The sequence below is a fragment of the Thioalkalivibrio sp. ALJ2 genome (assembly GCF_000378325.1).
GTDB lineage: Bacteria > Pseudomonadota > Gammaproteobacteria > Ectothiorhodospirales > Ectothiorhodospiraceae > Thioalkalivibrio.
Genome location: NZ_KB899554.1, coordinates 690504 through 707563, shown reverse-complemented (window position 1 = coordinate 707563; position 17060 = coordinate 690504). Strand labels below are relative to the sequence as shown.

Here is a 17060-nt window from a genome sequence, read left to right as displayed (position 1 = left end):
GGTGGGTACAAAGTCCGAATCCGTGACGGGCACCCGTTCCGGGACGGACAGGCGCCGATGGGCGTCACGAATCGCGCGGGATGCGCAGGACTTGGCCGGCGTATATGCGATCGTCGCTGACATCGTTCGCCGAGCGCAGATCGGCCAGCGACAGGCTGTAACGATCGGCGATCCCGGACAAGGTCTCGCCGGGGCGAATAATGTGCTGGTCCGGCTGACCATCGGCGATCAGCGTGCCCGGGCGGGCATGCGTCGAGAAATAGGACCGCAGCCCGGTCAGCAGGGCATCCGCTAGAGAATTCTGGAAGTCCGTGCTGCGCAGCTTGCGCTCCTCGGACGGGTTGGAGATGAACGCGGCCTCGACCAGGATGGACGGGACATCGGGCGAGCGCAGCACCGCGAAGTTCGCCCGCTCGACCTCCGGCTTGCGCACCTTGCCCACCCGGTGCAGTTCGGAAATCATGCGCTCGGCCAGGGTGTTGCTCGCCTCGAGACTGCCGCTCTGAGCCAGATCCAGCAGCACGTTGGTCAGGGAGTCATCCTTGCCGTTGATCGGCACACCGCCCAGCCGCAGGTCGGCCTGGTTCTCGCGCTGCGCCAGGAAGCGGGCAGCCTCGCTGGAGGCCCCGCGTTCGGAGAGCATGTAGACCGAGGAACCCTGCACGTTGCGGTTGGCGATCGCGTCGGCGTGAATCGACATAAAGACGTCAGCGTCCGCCTCGCGGGCACGCTCGATGCGCTCGCGCAGGGGCAGGAAGTAATCGCCGGTGCGAATCATCACCGCCTTCATGCCGCGCTCGTTGTCGACGCGCTCGGCCAGCCGCTTGGAGATCTGCAGGACCACGTCCTTCTCGCGGGTACCACCAGGACCAATCGCGCCCGGGTCATGCCCGCCATGGCCAGCGTCGATGGCCACCACCACATCACGCAGATCCTCCTGCGAGCGGCCTCGGCGAGGTTCGCCGTTATCGCGGGATTCCTCCCGGGCCGACTGCGTGGGGGCACCCTCGCGGCTGGTCAGGTCGAGCACCAGACGATGCGGGGAATCCTGGGCCGGCATCAACTTGAAGCTGCGCGGCTCGATCGGCTTGCGCAGGTCGAACACCACGCGCAGATCACCGCCGTCGCGCGGGGCGTGACGGATCGACTCCACGACCGAACGCGGATTGGAGCTGAGCTTCAGCTCGTCCACCGCGCGAGCGTTCTTGATATCCACCACCAGGCGATCGGGCGACTCGAGCTTGAACATCGAGTACTCGGCATCGCCATCCATGTCGAAGACCAGGCGCGTGGTGTCACCATCCACGGACATGCGCACCCGCTCGACACCCGTGCGCGCCAGTGCGGGCAGCGGCAGCCCGACCAGCCCCAGGGCAGTCAGAGCGCGCAGCACCTGGCGGCGGCGCATATCCGGAATCGTGCTTTGGCCCACGGCGAATCCCTTTTAATTCAGGGGGTCTGACTCCATTGTGGACGCTTTTTCTGGAAAAGCAATAGCAAAATTCTTTCTTTATGAGCGAGATATCGAGGTTTTTGTGTGTGGCATTGCAACTGATACCTCGCCCCACAAGAACCGCAATCCCTCTTGGGGGCTGGATTTATTCCGGCTTTTCATTGGGTTATCAGGGTGGGGCGTTTCGCTGGAGGCGCGTGCGATAGTCGCCGGCGGCCGGCCCGGACACGTAGAGCATGCGCCCGTCCGGCTCGCACGGCTCCAGCCGCACCCGAAGATCCGGCTCCGGCAGCCAGCCGGCCCCGCGCTCCGGCCACTCCACCAGCCAGAGCGCTTGCCCGCCAAAGGCCTCGCGCACCCCCAGATACTCCAGCTCCTCCGGGTCCGCCAGGCGATACAGATCGAAGTGCAGCACGCTGCGTCCCTGGAGTTCGTAGGACTCCACCAGCGTGTAAGTGGGGCTGCGCACGTTGCCCGCATGACCCAGCGCCTGCAGGAGGCCACGCGCCCAGGTCGTCTTGCCCGCGCCGAGATCCCCCTCCAGGGAGACGATCTGCAGGCCTTCCATCCCCGCAAGGGCCGCACCGGCCCGCTCTGTAGCCGCGGCGTCCGGTAGCCGGATCCCCTCGTTCACACCCCCTCCTCCCCGGCGGCGGCCGGCAGCACATCCGCCAGCTCGCCCGCCAGCAGCCCGCGCCAGCTGCCGAGCCGCGCGCGCAGGACCCGACCAGCGGCACAATGCCAGGCTGCCCCGATCTCGGCCGCGGCGCGTGCCTCGAGCCCCTGCGCCCGCAGCGCGACGATAATCCCCGTAAGCACGTCCCCGCTCCCGGGGACCGCCATGCCGGCGTGGCCCCCGGTCACACAGGTCAGTGGCCCGACCTCAACACCGGGATCGGCGTCGGCGACCAGCGTCCCGGCCCCCTTGAGCAGCGACACGCCGCCGAAGCGCTGCGCCAGCTCGAGCACGGCCGCCGGTCGATTTGCCTCCACCTCCGCCGCCGGACGATTCAGCAGGCGGCCGGCCTCGCCTGGATGCGGAGTCAGGATCCAGGAATCCATCTGACGGGGCGTCGCGGCCAGCAGGTTCAGGGCATCGGCATCCACCACCAGGGGCACCCCCGCATCCGCGACCGCGTGCCACAGGCGGCGCCCCCACTCCTCCGTGCCCAGACCCGGGCCTGCCGCGATCACATCCACCTGACGGGCCAGGCGTAACAGATCGGTCGGCTCGCGCACCGCCCGCACCATGATCTCGGGCCGGTCGGCATTGGCCCAGGCCGCATGGTCCTCGTGCGTGGCCAGCGTCACCCGCCCGGCCCCGGCACGCAGGGCCGCGAGCGCCGTCAGGCGGGCCGCCCCGGAGAATCCCGGCGCGCCCCCGACGACCAGCACATGTCCGGCGTTACCCTTGTGCGCCCCCGGCCGGCGGGCCGGAAGACGATCCTGCCAGTCCTCCGGGCCCAGATGCCGGGCCCGCGGCATCACGCCCCGGGCAATCTGCTCGGGCAAATCCAGCCGCGCCACCTCGACGGTGCCCGCGTAGTCCACGCCCGCGCCGGTGTGCAGCCCCAGCTTGTCGGCAATCATGGTCACGGTATGCCGGGCGCGCACCGCGGGTCCCGGCACCGCGCCGGTATCGGCATTGACGCCCGAGGGGATGTCCGCGGCCAGCACGGGCCGCCCGGAGGCATTCAGGCGTTCAACCACCTCGCCATAGGCATCGTGCAGCGGGCGCTCCAGCCCGATACCGAACAGGCAGTCGACCCACAGCTCGGCGTCCGCCGGGTCGAAGGCCTCGAGCGGCGCCATCGCCCCCCCGTGCTCGATCCAGCGTCGATGCGCCTGACGGCCGTCCGACTGCGGGCGCGCGCGCGACGGGCCGCTGTGGAGCCGCACATCGAGGCCGGCCTGTGCCGCCAGTCGCGCCAGCACATAACCATCGCCCCCGTTGTTGCCGGGGCCGCAGAGGATGCCGAGCCGGCGCACCTCGGGCCAGTGGGCCCTGACGGCCGCCAGCAGGGCCGCCCCGGCCCGCTCCATCAACTCCCCGGGCGCGATCTCCGGCAGGGCCATGCCGGCCGCATCCAGAGCCCGCATGCCCTCGCTGTCGTAAAGCGCGCTGGTCAGGGGGATCGCCCCGGGTCCATCATTCACGTTTATTGCCCCGATCGTATGATTATCGAAATCGTGCCTGAGCCTCTCGATCCACGCCAATGTGACGCACTGGCCGAACAGATTCGGGCCTGGGGCCGCGAGCTGGGCTTCCAGGCCCTGCGCATCGCGCCGGCCACAGTCCCGGAGGCGGACCGCCAGCACCTGGACCGCTGGCTGCAGAAAGGCTCGCACGGCGAGATGGGCTGGATGGCCGAACGCGCCGCACTGCGCCACGATCCCGCACAACTGATGCCGGGCGTACAACGCGTGATCAGCGTGCGCATGGACTACTTTCCTCCGCGCACCCGGCGCCCGGCGATCCAGCTGGCCGAACGGGACCGCGCCTATGTCTCCCGCTACGCCCTCGGCCGCGACTACCACAAGCTGATCCGCAAGCGCCTGACCGAACTGGGCCGGCGCATCGAGGCCGCAGCAGGACCGCACGGCTATCGTGCCTTCACCGACAGCGCACCCATTCTGGAAAAGGCCCTGGCCGCCCGTGCCGGGCTCGGCTGGATCGGCAAGAACACCAACCTGCTCGCCCGCGAGAGTGGATCCTGGTTCTTTCTGGGCGAGCTGTTTACGGACCTGCCGCTACCGATGGACGACCCGGTTGGCGAACACTGCGGGGCATGTACCGCCTGCCTCGACATCTGCCCGACGCAGGCCTTTCGCGGGCCCTACGACCTGGATGCCCGGCGCTGCATCTCCTACCTGACCATCGAGCTGAAGGGGTCGATCCCCGAAGAGCTGCGCCCGCTGATCGGCAACCGCATCTACGGCTGCGACGACTGCCAGCTGATCTGCCCGTGGAACCGCTTTGCCGAGGTCGCCGCGGAACCCGATTTCGTCGCTCGCCACGGACTGGATGCCGCTAGTCTGGTGGAACTGTTCGGCTGGGACGAGACCACCTTCCTGCAACGCACCGAGGGCATGGCCATCCGCCGTATCGGCCACGAGCAGTGGCTGCGCAATCTGGCGGTCGCCCTGGGCAATGGCCCGGCTTCCGCGGAGGCCGAGACGGCCCTTCGCGCCCGCGCCGACCACCCCTCCGCCCTGGTACGCGAACACGTCGGCTGGGCCCTCGAACGATTGCGCAGTCCCGCGTCATCGCCGCCCGCGGACCACACCTCCCGTCTCACACAGGCCCCCGGACAATAACCGGCGACCAGCGCTTGCCAGCACCCACGCGACAGGTGACACTCGGGAGCGGACCCACTTGCGACCCCGGCACCCTACGAAAGGATTCATCCTGTCGCCATGCCCGATCATCCGGACAGCACCCGCTTTCAGCGCCTGTTTGACCAGGCACCGGAGGCGCAGCTGGTGCTCAATCGAGCGGGCCATGTCGTCGCGGCAAACCAGGCCGCATCGCGCCTGCTCGGCTACGCCCAAGGCGAACTGACCGACGGCATCCACATCACCGCGATCGACCTCGAGGCCACGCAAGCCGACGTCGACCATGCGCACGGCCAGCCCGACGAGCGCCTGCCGGCCCGCTTTGAAACGCGCTACCGCCGACGAGACGGGGGCGAATTTCCGGCCGAGATCAATATCAACGCGATTCATACCGGGGAGGATATCGAGGTCCTGACTACGGTCCGCGACATCACCCGACAGCAGCAATCCGAGCAGGCCCTGCACGAGCTGGAGACCCAGCTCTCGGCCACGATCCGCCACGCGCCGCTGATCCTGTTCGGGCTGGGGCCGGATGGTGTTTTCACCCTGTCCGAGGGGGCTGCACTGCACAGCCTGGGGCTGCAACCCGGCGAGGTCGTCGGGCAGGACGCACGCCGGCTGTACGCCGACCACCCGGCCATCCTGTCTGCAATCGATCGCGCACTCGCCGGAGAGCGCTTTCAAACCGAGGTCAAGGTCGGCGACAGCCACTTCTCCATCTCATGGATGCCGTCGGAGATTGCCCAGTCACTTCAGCCGGGCGTGCTCGGCGTCGCCTGGGACATCACATCGCTGCGCGCGGCCGAGGCGACCACGGCCTCGGAGCGCGACCGACTCCTGACCACGCTGCACTCCATCAGCGACGGCGTGCTGACCGCGGACACCACCGGGCGCCTGACCTATCTCAACCCGTCGGCGCGCGACCTGCTGGGCGTGGACGCCACGGCGGTCCAGGGCCAGCGTCTCGACGAGGTGCTGGAGCTCGAGGACACGCATACCGGCAACCGGGTCATGAACCCGGTCACGCAGTGCCTGGAGACGGGTATGACGCTGGAGTCGCCGGAGCGCGTGCTGCGCCGCCCGGACGGTGCGGCCCGCGTGGTCCGCCTGCTGGTCTCGCCCCTGCGGCGACCGGACCACCACAGCGAGGGGGTCGTGGTCGTGCTGCATGACCACACCGAGCTGTGGCGCATGACCCAGCAACTGAACCACCAGGCCACCCACGACGAGCTCACCGGCCTGTGCAACCGCCGCGAGTTCGAACGGCGCCTGGACGAGGCCCTGCGCACCCTGGAGGAGGGCGACACGCCCCACGCGCTGTTCTATATGGACCTGGACCAGTTCAAGATCATCAACGATACCTGCGGCCATCAGGCCGGGGACGCGCTACTGCGCGAACTGGCCGACCTGCTGCCCGCCCATATTCGCGACAGCGACACCCTGGCGCGTCTCGGTGGTGACGAGTTCGGCCTGCTACTGACGCATTGCCCGGTGGAACGCGCGGAGGCCATCGGCAAGAAACTACTGGCCACGGCCCAGGGTCTGCGCTTCTCCTGGGAGGGCCGCCGCTTTGATGTGGGCATGAGCATCGGCCTGGTCCCGATCGAGGGCCCTGGCCGGAACCTTCCGGAGGTCCTCAGCCAGGCGGATTCCGCTTGCTACGTGGCCAAGGATCTCGGGCGCAACCGGCTCTATACCTGGAAGCCCTCCGACCAGATCCTGCGCCGACGCCATGGCGAGATGGAATGGGTCGGCCGTCTGCGTGCGGCCCTGGAGGATGCCCGTTTTGTCGCCTATGCCCAGCCGGTCAAGCCCCTGAACGGCGCCGATCTGCCGCTGGACCATGTCGAGATCCTGCTGCGCCTGCACGGGGAAGACGGAACCCTGATCACCCCGGGCGCCTTTATCCCGGCTGCCGAACGCTACCACCTGATGCCCGAGATCGATCGCCATGTGGTCGAACTCGTGTTCCGCCAGCTGGCCGATCACCGGGACCAGAACCCGGATCATGCCCCAGTCGTGGTGTCGATCAATCTGTCCGGGCAGTCGCTGGCGCAGGACGGGATGCTCGAATTCATCACCAGCCGCATGAGCCAGTTCCGCATTCAGGCGCAGCAGATCATTTTCGAGATCACCGAGACCGCCGCGATCAGTCATCACGACCGCGCACAGGGCCTGATCCGCGCGCTGCGCTACATGGGCTGCCGCTTCTCCCTGGACGACTTCGGCAGCGGGCTGTCCTCGTTCGGCTACCTGAAGAACCTGCCGGTCGACTTCCTCAAGGTGGACGGCAGTTTCGTGCGCGACATCGCGACCAACGCGGTCGATGCGGCGATGGTCACCGCGATCCACCGCGTCGGCCATGTGCTCGGGCTGCGCACCATCGCCGAGTGCGTGGAATCCGAGGAGACCATGCACCACCTGCGCGAGATCGGGCTCGACTTCGTCCAGGGCTATCACCTGGCCAGGCCGATTCCGCTGGCCGACTACCTCGCGGAAATTGCCGGCCGCTGATCAGGCTTGAATCCCGGCTCGCGCGCCTCAACCCTTGAGATAGCCGACGCTTTCGCCTTGCCAGCGGCAAGCTGTTAGCGTGCGGCCCATCTCAACTGATCAACCGTGGGACCCCATGCCGTATTCGGAAGAACAGATCACCTCGACCCATCGCTGGTCGGACAAGACCTTCAGCTTCAAGACCACGCGCCCCGAAGGCCTGCAGTTCAAGAACGGGCAGTTCGTCACGCTGGGTCTGCGCCCCGAGGGCAAACTGATCCCGCGCGCCTACTCGATCGTCTCCGAACCCGAGGCCGAGGAACTGGAGTTCCTGAGCATCCACGTTCCCGACGGCGCGCTGACCAGTCGCCTGGCCCAGGTCGGCCCCGGCGACTCGATCTGGATCAACACCAAGGTCACCGGTTCACTGACCTTCGACTACGTGCAGCCCGGGCGGACCCTGTACATGCTGGCCACCGGCACGGGTCTGGCCCCGTTCATCTCGCTGATCCGCAGCCCGGAGCTGTTCGAGCACTTCGAGAACGCGGTACTGGTGCACAGCGTGCGCACCGTCGAGGAGCTGGCCTACCGCCAGGAGATCGAGTCGCGCATCAGCAATCGCTTGCGCTACGTGCCGACGGTGACCCGCGAGAACCACGACTTCGCCTGCCCGATCGCGCAGCAGCCGTACGACAACAACCAGCGCGGCGCCGACATGTTCCGCTCCGGCGAGCTGTTTCAGATCCTGAACCTGCCCCCGGCGGATCCGGAGCACGACCGCGTGATGCTCTGCGGCAATCCGGCGATGAACCGCGAGATGAGCGAGTGGCTGGTCGACCACGGCTGGACCCAGACCAACTACAAGGGGGTCGGCAACTTCACCGTGGAACAGGCCTTCGTGACCACGATGTCCGACTCGGACGACTAACTGCCCTGAGCCAGCAGCACCCAGCGGGCCGCGTTGATCCGCTGCAGGACGGCTGTGTCACCACCCCGGTCGGGGTGGTGACGCTGCGCCAGACGCCGGTACTGCTGCCGGATCGCCGCCGCATCAACCGGATCCTCCAGCCCCAGCACCTCGAGCGCCTGCTCGCGCCGCTCGTCACGCGCCAGATGCGCCCAGAACTCGCCCAGTAGCGCCTCCACCGCGGCCGCATCCATCCCCTCCAGCCGCGTCAGATCCAGGTAGTAGGCCCGCAGTGGATCACCCCGCGCCGGCAGGTCCGACCCCATGTCCGCCGCCTGTAGCGGCTCGATCCCGATACCCAGGCAATGGATACGCAGCCACTCGCCCTGCCCCGCGAGCATGTCGCGCAGCCGGTAAAGACAGTGGAACAGCACAAAGTGGGTCTGGAACAGGCTCAACGGCTCCTGCAGGCGCGCCGCGGCGAACGGCTCCACTTCCAGATCGCGCAGCTGCGCAATCAGCTCATGCTCCGTACATCCGCACGGATGTCCGCGCAGCGCCTCCAGCACCCGCTCCAGCAGTGCCGTATCCACCGGCGAACCGGCTGGGCGATCCCCATCGATCATGCGCCCGGGAACTCGCCGTCCACATAGACCCAGCGCCCGTCCTCGCGGCGAAAGCGGCTGCGCTCGTGCAGGCGCACCCCCTGGCCGCGTACCCGCGAGCGGGCGACGAACTCGACCCAGCCCTCCTGATCCTCCGGCCCGCCCGCCTCGGTCGCGCGGATCGCCAGACCGAGCCAGCGCTGGCCCGGCTCCAGCACCAGGGATTCCGGTCGCGTCGCGGCGGCCCAGGTGGCCAGCAGATAGTCCTCGCGCCCCTCCACGAAGGCGGCATAGCGCGAGCGCATCAGCGCCTGCGCCGTCGGGGCCGCAGCCGCGCCGTCCAGGTACTGCCCGCAGCAGGCCGCCCGGTCCAGCCCGGATCCACAGGCGCATATATTCCCCTTCCTGCGGCTGGCCTTGCCCAAGCGATACCTCCCCTGATCGACGTCGCCGCCAGCATGCCCGAGCCATTGCCCCGGGTCGAACCCATACTTTGGGACTGGTCTTCCGTACGCCGAAACGTTAGGTTGCGAAAGCACCCAGAGAGATACTGATTCATGGCCAACATCCTGATCATGGGCTGCGGCGATCTCGGCGTCGGCGTCGGAGAACAGCTCGCCGCAGCGGGGCACGCGGTCTGGGGCCTGCGCCGTCAGCCAGGGCGCATCCCGGAACCGATCCAGCCGCTGGCCGGCGACTTCGCCCGCGCGGACGCGCTGCCGCCGCTCCCCGCGGCTCTGGACACCGTCTATTTCATCGCCACCCCGGGCGAGTTCACCGAGGCCGCGTACCGCCGCGCCTATGTCGACGGCCTGCGCAACACTCTGGCCGCTCTGGAGCAGGCCAAACAAAATCCGCGCCGCATCGCGTTCGTCTCCAGCACCTCGGTCTTTGGCGCCGACGACGGGCGCTGGGTGGACGAGACCAGCCCGGCCGAGCCCACCCGTTTCTCCGGGCACTGCCTGCTGGAGGCCGAGCAGTTGCTGGCCGACAGCCCGTTTGCCGGCGTGGTCGTGCGCTTTGGCGGCATCTATGGTCCGGGGCGCGAGTACCACCTGCGCAAGGTCCGCGAGGGCGTGCGTGGCCAGCACGAAGCACCGGTCTGGACCAACCGCATCCACCGTGAGGACTGCGTGGGCCTGCTGACCCACCTGTTTCATCTGGACGACCCCGAGCCGCTTTATCTGGGCGTCGATGACGAACCGGCCCTGCGCCACGAGCTGCTCGGCTGGCTGGCGCAGGAGATGGAGCTCGATCCGCCGGGGACGCCGCCGATGCCGGCTGGCGACGTCCGCGGCAAGCGCTGCCGCAACGGGCGACTGCATGCCAGCGGGTATCGCCTGCGCTACCCCGACTACCGCACCGGCTATCGCGAGCTGCTCCACCGGCTCGCCACCACCTGAGCCAAGCTCTCACCGCTTTCAGGCTGGGCCTGGTTCGGCCTCGGGTGTTCCGAGTGCCTTCGTCCGGCCGCCTGCCAAGCGCTGTCTCGGCAGCGCACCCCGAGGTACTTTCTTGCTTGCCCAAGAAAGTACCCGTCGAGGCGCACCCGGATTCCGCCCGGGGACCTTGCTCCAGGGCCCTCGGGCCGGCGGCGCTGAAACTCGCTTCGCTCAGACAGTCAGCGCCCCCGTTTCTATTTTGAATCGTCCGTCCCGAGGACCCTTCCGCAAGGGGCTTCATACGGGGGGAGAAGGTCAAGACAACGGCGATCCAGAGGTTCGTGCGAGTGGATGGAGGCAAGATGTTCCAACATCTTGGCACGCGCGGCCTACGGCCCTGGCGTGCCGCGCCCGCGAGCGGGCGCCAGGGGGACAGGTAGGATGCTGATGAGCGCAGCGAATCGCATCAGGGTTGCCCCGACGTTGGCATGGTGCGTTTCGCTGCGCTCAACGCACCCTACAGCCTTGGGCTCATGACAGGTGCGGGAACACCGTCGGTTTTGACCTTCCCTCCCGATATGAGCCCCTTGTGGAGGGCGTGACAGGCCGGGAGAAGGCGCTGACTGTCTGAGCGTAGCGAGTTTCAGCGCCGCCGGCCTGACGCGTCCGGAGCAAGGTTCCCGGGCGAATCCCGGGCGTGTTTCTTGGTTACTTCTTTGTACGAGCAAAGAAGTAACTCGGGGCGCGCTGCCGAGACAGCGCAGGCAGGCGGCCGGACGAAAGCACCGTAAACACCCGAGGCCGAACCAGGCCCAGCCACTACTGGGCAGGCGGCCAGACAAAACCAATGTAAACACATGAGCGGGCAGCGGGCGGCGCACGCGCCGCGCCGTTATAATGCGCGGCTTTCGCCCATTCCGACCCGAGCGCGCCCGCGATCATGGACAAAAGCTTCGACCCCAAGAGCATCGAGCAGACCCAGTACGAACGCTGGGAGGCTGCGAACATCTTCGCGCCGCCGGAGTCGGGCGAGGCCAGCTACTGCATCCTCCTGCCGCCGCCGAACGTGACCGGAACGCTGCATATGGGGCACGCGTTCCAGCACACGCTGATGGATACCCTGATCCGCTACCGCCGCATGCACGGCGACCGCACCCTGTGGCAGGGCGGCACCGACCATGCCGGGATCGCCACCCAGATGGTGGTCGAGCGCCAGCTCTCCGCCGACGGCAAGGGCCGCCACGACCTCGGACGCGAGAAGTTTCTCGAGGCGGTCTGGGACTGGAAGGACCAGTCCGGCGGCACCATCACCCGCCAGATGCGTCGCCTGGGCGACTCGGTGGACTGGTCGCGCGAGCGCTTCACCATGGACGACGGGCTGTCCGCGGCGGTGCGCGAGGTCTTCGTGCGCCTGCATGAAGAGGGCCTGATCTACCGCGGCAAGCGCCTGGTCAACTGGGACCCGGTGCTGCACACCGCGCTGTCCGACCTCGAGGTGCTGTCGGAGGAGGAAAACGGCCACCTGTGGCACTTCCGCTACCCGCTGGCCGACGGCTCCGGGCACCTGACCGTCGCGACCACGCGCCCCGAGACGATGCTGGGCGATACCGCCGTCGCGGTGCACCCGGAGGACGAGCGCTACCGCCACCTGATCGGCCAGACGATCAAGCTGCCGCTGGTCGGGCGCGAGATCCCGATTATCGCCGATGACTACGTCGAGGCCGAGTTCGGCTCCGGCTGCGTAAAGATCACCCCGGCGCATGACTTCAACGACTACGCGATGGGCCAGCGTCACGACCTGCCGGTGATCAACATCCTGACCATCGACGCCTGCCTGAACGACAACGTACCCGAGGCCTATCGCGGCCTGGACCGCTACCAGGCGCGGCAGAAGGTCGTCGACGACCTGGACGCCCTGGGGCTGCTGGAGAAGATCGACGACCACAAGCTGATGGTCCCGCGCGGCGACCGCTCCGGCACCGTGGTCGAGCCCTATCTGACCGACCAGTGGTATGTGAAGGCCGGCCCGCTGGCCGCGCCGGCGATCAAGGCGGTGGAAGACGGGCGCATCCGCTTCGTGCCGGAGAACTGGTCGAAGACCTACTTCGAGTGGATGCGCAACATCGAGGACTGGTGCATCTCGCGCCAGATCTGGTGGGGCCACCGCATCCCGGCCTGGTACGACAGCGATGGCAACGTGTACGTCGGGCGTTCCGAGGACGAGGTGCGCGAGAAGCACGGCCTGGGCGCCGAGGTGGCGCTGGAACAGGACGAGGACGTACTGGACACCTGGTTCTCCTCCGCGCTGTGGCCGTTCTCCACCCTCGGCTGGCCGCAGGAGACGCCGGAGCTGCGCGCCTTCTACCCGACCAGCGTGCTGGTCACCGGCTTCGACATCATCTTCTTCTGGGTCGCCCGCATGATCATGATGGGCGAGCACTTCATGGGCGACGTGCCCTTCCGCGAGGTCTACGTCACCGGCCTGATCCGTGACTCGGAAGGCCAGAAGATGTCCAAGTCCAAGGGTAACGTGATCGACCCGATTGACCTGATCGACGGCATCAGCGCCGACGACCTGGTGGCCAAGCGCACCCGGGGCCTGATGCAGCCGCAGATGGCCGCGAAGATCGAGAAGACCACGCGCAAGGCCTTCCCCGACGGCTTCCCCGCCTTCGGCACCGACGCCCTGCGTTTCACCCTGGCGGCACTGGCCACCACCGGGCGCGACATCAAGTTCGACCTCGGCCGCATCGAGGGCTACCGCAACTTCTGCAACAAGCTGTGGAACGCCTCGCGCTTCGTGCTGATGAACGTCGAGGGCCACGACTGCTCGGCGGCCACCGACACGGCGGAACACCGCACCCTGGCCGATCGCTGGATCCTCGACCGCCTGGCGGCCACCGCCGAGACCGCTACGCAGCAGCTCGATGCCTACCGCTTCGACCTCGCTGCGCAGACGCTGTACGAGTTCACCTGGCACGACTACTGCGACTGGTACCTGGAGCTGACCAAGCCGGTCCTGAACGACGCGGCCACGCCGGAGGCGGTCAAGCGCGCCACGCGCAATACGCTGGTCACCGTGCTCGAGGCCCTGCTGCGCCTGCTGCACCCGGTGATGCCGTTCATCACCGAGGCGATCTGGACCAGTGTGAAGCCGCACGCCGGGATCGGCGACGACGTCGAGTTCCTGGTGCAGTGCCGCTGGCCGGCGCAGGACGGCTTCCCGCGTGATGCCACCGCCACCGCCGAGCTCGACTGGGTCAAGGACTTCATCACCGGGCTGCGCCGCATCCGCGCGGAGATGGACATCGCCCCGGGCAAGCCGCTGCCGGTGCTGGTGAAGAACTGGAGCGAGGCCGACCAGGAGCGCTACACGCGCCACCGCGGCCTGCTGGAGTTCCTCGCCAAACCCGAGAGCGTCACCTGGCTGGACGCCGCCGACGAGGCCCCGGAATCGGCGATGGCCCTGGTCGACGAGATGCAGCTGCTGATCCCGCTGGCCGGGCTGATCGACAAGGATGCCGAGCTGGCCCGCCTGGACAAGGAGATCGGCAAGCTCGACAAGAACCTCGAGCAGAGCGAAAAGCGCCTTGCCAACGCGAGCTTCGTCGACCGCGCCCCGGCCGAGGTGGTGCAGAAGGAACGCGACCGCGTCGCCGAGATGCAGGCCACCCGCGACCAGCTCGCCGCCCAGCGCGAACGCATCCGCGCGATGTAGCGGCTGCGACCGCTACTGCAAAGGGCGGGTCAGCTGATCCGGTCGAGCATCCCCTGATGGCGGATCAGCCGGGCGAACAGCCGCCCGGTGTGGTACCAGTGCAACATCCAGATCTCGCGTGCCAGCCGCAGCTGCGGCACTCGCGGCGAGTGCTCGGCAGGGCAGGGACAGACCTCGAGTCCCACCCCGCGCGCGATGGCCACCGCCCGGGGCAGATGGAAGCGACTGGTCACGAGCACGCAGCTCGGCAGGCTGCCGCCGGTACGCTGGGCGAGCAGGTCGCGGGCGTTTTGCAGGTTCTCCAGGGTGTGCCGCGAGTCCTCTTCACAGAAGATGCGAGAGGCCCGGATGCCGCGCTGGCGCAGGAAGGCCGCCCCTGCGGCTGACTCGCTGGGCCCCTCCGGCGAGGTATACCCCCCCAACAGCAGAACGCGGGCCTCCGGGTCACGCCGCAGCAAGCGCAGGGCCCGCAACAGGCGCAGCCGGTAACCCGGCCCAGGACGCCCCTCTTGTAACTGCTGCCCCAGGACAATGATCCAGGGTGCCCGCCCCGGACAGTGCAGACCGCGCACCCAGAGCTGCATGCGACCCCACAGCGCGAGCCAGCTAAGCCCCGCCGTCAGCACAATGACCAGATTGGACAACCCAAACGTCAGCAGCCCATCCGGCCCGACGCGCCGCAGCCCTACTCGGCCGCCGATCACGACTTGCCCCCCATATCCCCCCCCCTGGCGGCTCGCTGGCGGCCGAGTCGTCTCATCCCATGAGAGCGCCCACTCTGCCGGCCCGCCCCGCAAAACCGCTTGTTCCCTGCATTTGGAGGGTACCACGCCCCCTTGGGGTTGCGTATCATCGGCCCCGGGCTGGAAGGTGCGCGGGAAGCCCAGCACCTTCGCACAGGGAGAGCCGATTTCGGATTACGCCGCTATTTAGGGGAGAGACGTGGCAGCACAAACCGCAATGGAACAGGAAGTCGCCAGGCTGATCGTCGACAGTCTGAATCTCGAAGAGGTCAGCCCCGAGGACATCGAGCCGGAGGCCCCCTTGTTCCGCGAGGGGCTTGGGCCGGACTCGATCGATGCACTGGAGCTGGCGCTGGCCATCTCGCGTGCCTATGGCGTGCAGATCCGCTCCGATGACGAGAACAACCGCCAGATCTTCGCATCCTTGAGGGCCCTGACCGCCCATATCGAGGCGCACCGAGCCACGTCGTGAGTACCCGGATCGCCGCCGTGGTAGCCCTGGGCTACCCGGTGGCCGTGATCGCGGGCAGCTTCCTGGAGCTGCCGCGACTGCCACTGGCGTGGCTGGCGCTGCTCATACTGGTCCTCGCCTGGCCGGCCCTGCCCGTGCTCGGCCGGGGGGTGATAGCCCTGGTGCTGGCCGTGCTAGTGTTGCTTCTGGGTACCGAGCCGGCCGGGAAATGGCTGATCTATGCAGTACCGGTGCTTATCCAGGGAGGCCTGGCATGGCTGTTTGCCCGCTCTCTGCGCCCGGGTTCCACACCCCTGATTACCCGGTATGCGCTGGCCATGGGCGCCTCCGACAGCACGCCGGTGCATCGCTATACGCGGCGGCTGACGGCCGCCTGGGCCCTGCTGTGCGGTGGACTCGCCCTGTTGTCGGCGGTACTGGCGGTGGCGGTATCCACCACCACCTGGGCCTTGTTCGCAAATGGGATCAACTATCTGTTCCTGGCGGCGCTGTTCATGCTGGAATATCCGTTACGGCGCTGGCTCCTGTGCGACGAACCACGGGCGGGTTTCCTGCCCTACCTCGCCGCGCTGGCACGCGCCGACCACCGCCACATCCTGAGACAACGATGAGGGACTCGAACACGCAAGCGCTGATTGCCGACCACCCAACGCCACTGGCCTGGGTGGCAGGACGCTGTGTCTCGCGGACCGCGTTTCTGGCGGATGTCCGCACCCTCGCCCGGCGAATCCCGGCCGGTGGAGCCCACTTCAACCTGTGCGAGGATCGCTATCGCTTTGCCGTCGCGTTTGCCGCGATCCTGCTGCGCGGGGGCACTAACATCCTTCCCCCGAACCGCGCCCGGACGACCCTGAGCGAGATCGCCGAGCATCATCCCGGCGCGCACGCACTGGTGGACGAGCGCGACCTCAGTGTCACCATCCCCGTCATTCCCGTCACCGCGGACGGGACAGGGCACGCCCACAATGCGGGTGCGACCCCCGAGATCCCGTCGGATCAGATGGCGGTGCATGCCTATACCTCGGGCAGCACCGGACAGCCCACTGCCCACAGCAGGAGCTGGAACAGCCTTCACGTCGTGACCGCACAGGCCCTGCGCCGCTTCGGGCTGGATGCCGACGGGGGAACACTGGTGGGAACGGTCCCCGCACAACACATGTACGGCCTGGAGTCAACGGTGCTGTATGCCCTGCTCGGCCCCTGCACGCTGCTGGCCGAGCGCCCGTTCTTCCCGGACGATATCCGCCAGGCCCTGGCCGAGCATGCCCCGGCAAACCTCGTCACGACCCCGTTTCACCTGGACGCCTGCCTGCGGGCGGGGCTGACCTGGCCCAGAGCGGCGCGCATCCTCAGCGCCACCGCCCCACTGGAAAAAGGCCGCGCACGGGCCGCGGAAACACTGTTTGGCACGACCGTCCGCGAGATCTACGGCTGCACCGAGGCCGGGGCCATCGCCAGCCGCGAGACGGCCCGGGAGCTCCTGTGGACGGTCTATGACGGGATTGCCCTGACAACCCAGGACAGCGACCGGGTGGCAGTACAGGGGCCCCAGCACCCGGCACCAGTCCCCCTGCCCGACCGCATCGAACGGGAAGATGCCCGGCGCTTCCGCATGCGCGGGCGCCTGGCGGATCAGCTTAATATCGCCGGCAAGCGCGCCTCTCTTGCCGAGCTGAACCGGCGCCTGAATGCCATCCCCGGGGTACTGGACGGCGTGTTCATCCCGCCCAACCCCGGACAGGACAGCGGGACTGCCCGTCTGGCTGCGATCGTGGTCGCCCCGGAGCGCTCCGAGGCCGAGATCCTGGCCGCACTGGCCGAAACCACGGACCCGCTGTTCCTTCCGCGCCCCCTGGTGATGGTGGATGCCCTTCCCCGCAGCGCGACGGGCAAGCTCCCGCGCCAGGTCCTGCTGGACTTGCTGGACCAGCACGGTCAGTGCGCCTGAACA

At 68.0% G+C, this 17060-nt stretch carries 14 protein-coding genes; 8 read left to right on the top strand and 6 right to left on the bottom strand.

The features are described 5' to 3' along the window. Positions 1-64: 64 nt before the first annotated feature. From F468_RS0103365 to F468_RS0103355, 3 genes are all read right to left on the bottom strand, one after another. On the bottom strand, positions 65-1408 hold the full coding sequence (locus tag F468_RS0103365) for an N-acetylmuramoyl-L-alanine amidase (protein ID WP_018994622.1): 1344 nt from the start codon (positions 1406-1408) through the stop codon (positions 65-67). A gap of 214 nt (positions 1409-1622) precedes the next feature. Beyond that, positions 1623-2087 carry a tRNA (adenosine(37)-N6)-threonylcarbamoyltransferase complex ATPase subunit type 1 TsaE gene (gene tsaE, locus F468_RS0103360; protein ID WP_018138596.1) on the bottom strand — a complete coding sequence of 155 codons (465 nt, stop codon included), beginning with the start codon at positions 2085-2087 and terminating at the stop codon, positions 1623-1625. Beyond that, entirely contained in the window at positions 2084-3610 is a 1527-nt protein-coding gene (locus F468_RS0103355) for a bifunctional ADP-dependent NAD(P)H-hydrate dehydratase/NAD(P)H-hydrate epimerase (protein WP_018994621.1), read from the bottom strand. Before F468_RS0103355 ends, tsaE begins: the two co-directional genes overlap by 4 nt. An 18-nt stretch (positions 3611-3628) precedes the next feature. On the opposite strand from F468_RS0103355, the gene queG reads away from it, so the two are divergent. The 3 genes from queG to F468_RS0103340 all read left to right on the top strand — a co-directional run bounded on the left by queG (position 3629) and on the right by F468_RS0103340 (position 8210). Further along, a complete protein-coding gene (queG, locus tag F468_RS0103350) occupies positions 3629-4771 on the top strand; it encodes a tRNA epoxyqueuosine(34) reductase QueG (protein WP_018994620.1) in 1143 nt (380 codons plus the stop codon). A 99-nt stretch (positions 4772-4870) separates the two neighbouring features. Then, positions 4871-7303, top strand: a complete 2433-nt coding sequence (locus F468_RS0103345) for an EAL domain-containing protein (protein WP_018994619.1) — start codon at positions 4871-4873, stop codon at positions 7301-7303. Between the two features lie 115 nt (positions 7304-7418). Further along, entirely contained in the window at positions 7419-8210 is a 792-nt protein-coding gene (locus tag F468_RS0103340; RefSeq protein ID WP_018138600.1) for a ferredoxin--NADP reductase, read from the top strand. Here F468_RS0103340 and F468_RS0103335 read toward each other — a convergent pair. After that, positions 8207-8815 carry a DNA-J related domain-containing protein gene (locus tag F468_RS0103335; RefSeq protein WP_018994618.1) on the bottom strand — a complete coding sequence of 203 codons (609 nt, stop codon included), beginning with the start codon at positions 8813-8815 and terminating at the stop codon, positions 8207-8209. The genes F468_RS0103340 and F468_RS0103335 overlap by 4 nt on opposite strands. Further along, on the bottom strand, positions 8812-9219 hold the full coding sequence (locus tag F468_RS0103330; protein ID WP_018174601.1) for a YchJ family protein: 408 nt from the start codon (positions 9217-9219) through the stop codon (positions 8812-8814). Before F468_RS0103330 ends, F468_RS0103335 begins: the two co-directional genes overlap by 4 nt. Positions 9220-9351: 132 nt before the next feature. Between F468_RS0103330 and F468_RS0103325 the strand changes: the two genes are divergently transcribed. Both F468_RS0103325 and F468_RS0103320 read left to right on the top strand, forming a co-directional pair. Next, positions 9352-10197 (top strand): SDR family oxidoreductase, encoded by an 846-nt coding sequence (locus F468_RS0103325; RefSeq protein ID WP_018994617.1) that lies wholly within the window; start codon positions 9352-9354, stop codon positions 10195-10197. A gap of 919 nt (positions 10198-11116) precedes the next feature. After that, a complete protein-coding gene (locus tag F468_RS0103320) occupies positions 11117-13894 on the top strand; it encodes a valine--tRNA ligase (protein ID WP_018174599.1) in 2778 nt (925 codons plus the stop codon). Between the two features lie 29 nt (positions 13895-13923). On the opposite strand, the gene F468_RS0103315 is transcribed toward F468_RS0103320, so the two are convergent. After that, the gene (locus F468_RS0103315; protein WP_018137725.1) at positions 13924-14598 is read right to left on the bottom strand and encodes a YdcF family protein; all 675 of its coding nucleotides are present in this window, start codon (positions 14596-14598) and stop codon (positions 13924-13926) included. A 238-nt stretch (positions 14599-14836) separates the two neighbouring features. Between F468_RS0103315 and F468_RS0103310 the strand changes: the two genes are divergently transcribed. From F468_RS0103310 to F468_RS0103300, 3 genes are read left to right on the top strand one after another with little or no spacing between them, the layout of a single operon-like run. After that, on the top strand, positions 14837-15109 hold the full coding sequence (locus F468_RS0103310; protein ID WP_231373171.1) for a phosphopantetheine-binding protein: 273 nt from the start codon (positions 14837-14839) through the stop codon (positions 15107-15109). Next, positions 15106-15720, top strand: a complete 615-nt coding sequence (locus F468_RS0103305; protein ID WP_018137726.1) for a hypothetical protein — start codon at positions 15106-15108, stop codon at positions 15718-15720. The genes F468_RS0103310 and F468_RS0103305 overlap by 4 nt, the downstream gene beginning before the upstream one ends. Further along, entirely contained in the window at positions 15717-17057 is a 1341-nt protein-coding gene (locus F468_RS0103300) for an AMP-binding protein (protein ID WP_018994615.1), read from the top strand. Before F468_RS0103305 ends, F468_RS0103300 begins: the two co-directional genes overlap by 4 nt. Positions 17058-17060 lie beyond the last annotated feature (3 nt).

Excerpts from the sequence above, each read along its gene's own strand:
- F468_RS0103335 (WP_018994618.1), bottom strand. The coding sequence starts at position 8,815 with ATGATCGATGGGGATCGCCCAGCCGGTTCGCCGGTGGATACGGCACTG.
- F468_RS0103325 (WP_018994617.1), top strand. The coding sequence starts at position 9,352 with ATGGCCAACATCCTGATCATGGGCTGCGGCGATCTCGGCGTCGGCGTC.
- F468_RS0103320 (WP_018174599.1), top strand. The coding sequence starts at position 11,117 with ATGGACAAAAGCTTCGACCCCAAGAGCATCGAGCAGACCCAGTACGAA.
- F468_RS0103340 (WP_018138600.1), top strand. The coding sequence starts at position 7,419 with ATGCCGTATTCGGAAGAACAGATCACCTCGACCCATCGCTGGTCGGAC.
- F468_RS0103365 (WP_018994622.1), bottom strand. The coding sequence starts at position 1,408 with ATGCGCCGCCGCCAGGTGCTGCGCGCTCTGACTGCCCTGGGGCTGGTC.
- F468_RS0103300 (WP_018994615.1), top strand. The coding sequence starts at position 15,717 with ATGAGGGACTCGAACACGCAAGCGCTGATTGCCGACCACCCAACGCCA.
- queG (WP_018994620.1), top strand. The coding sequence starts at position 3,629 with ATGATTATCGAAATCGTGCCTGAGCCTCTCGATCCACGCCAATGTGAC.
- F468_RS0103345 (WP_018994619.1), top strand. The coding sequence starts at position 4,871 with ATGCCCGATCATCCGGACAGCACCCGCTTTCAGCGCCTGTTTGACCAG.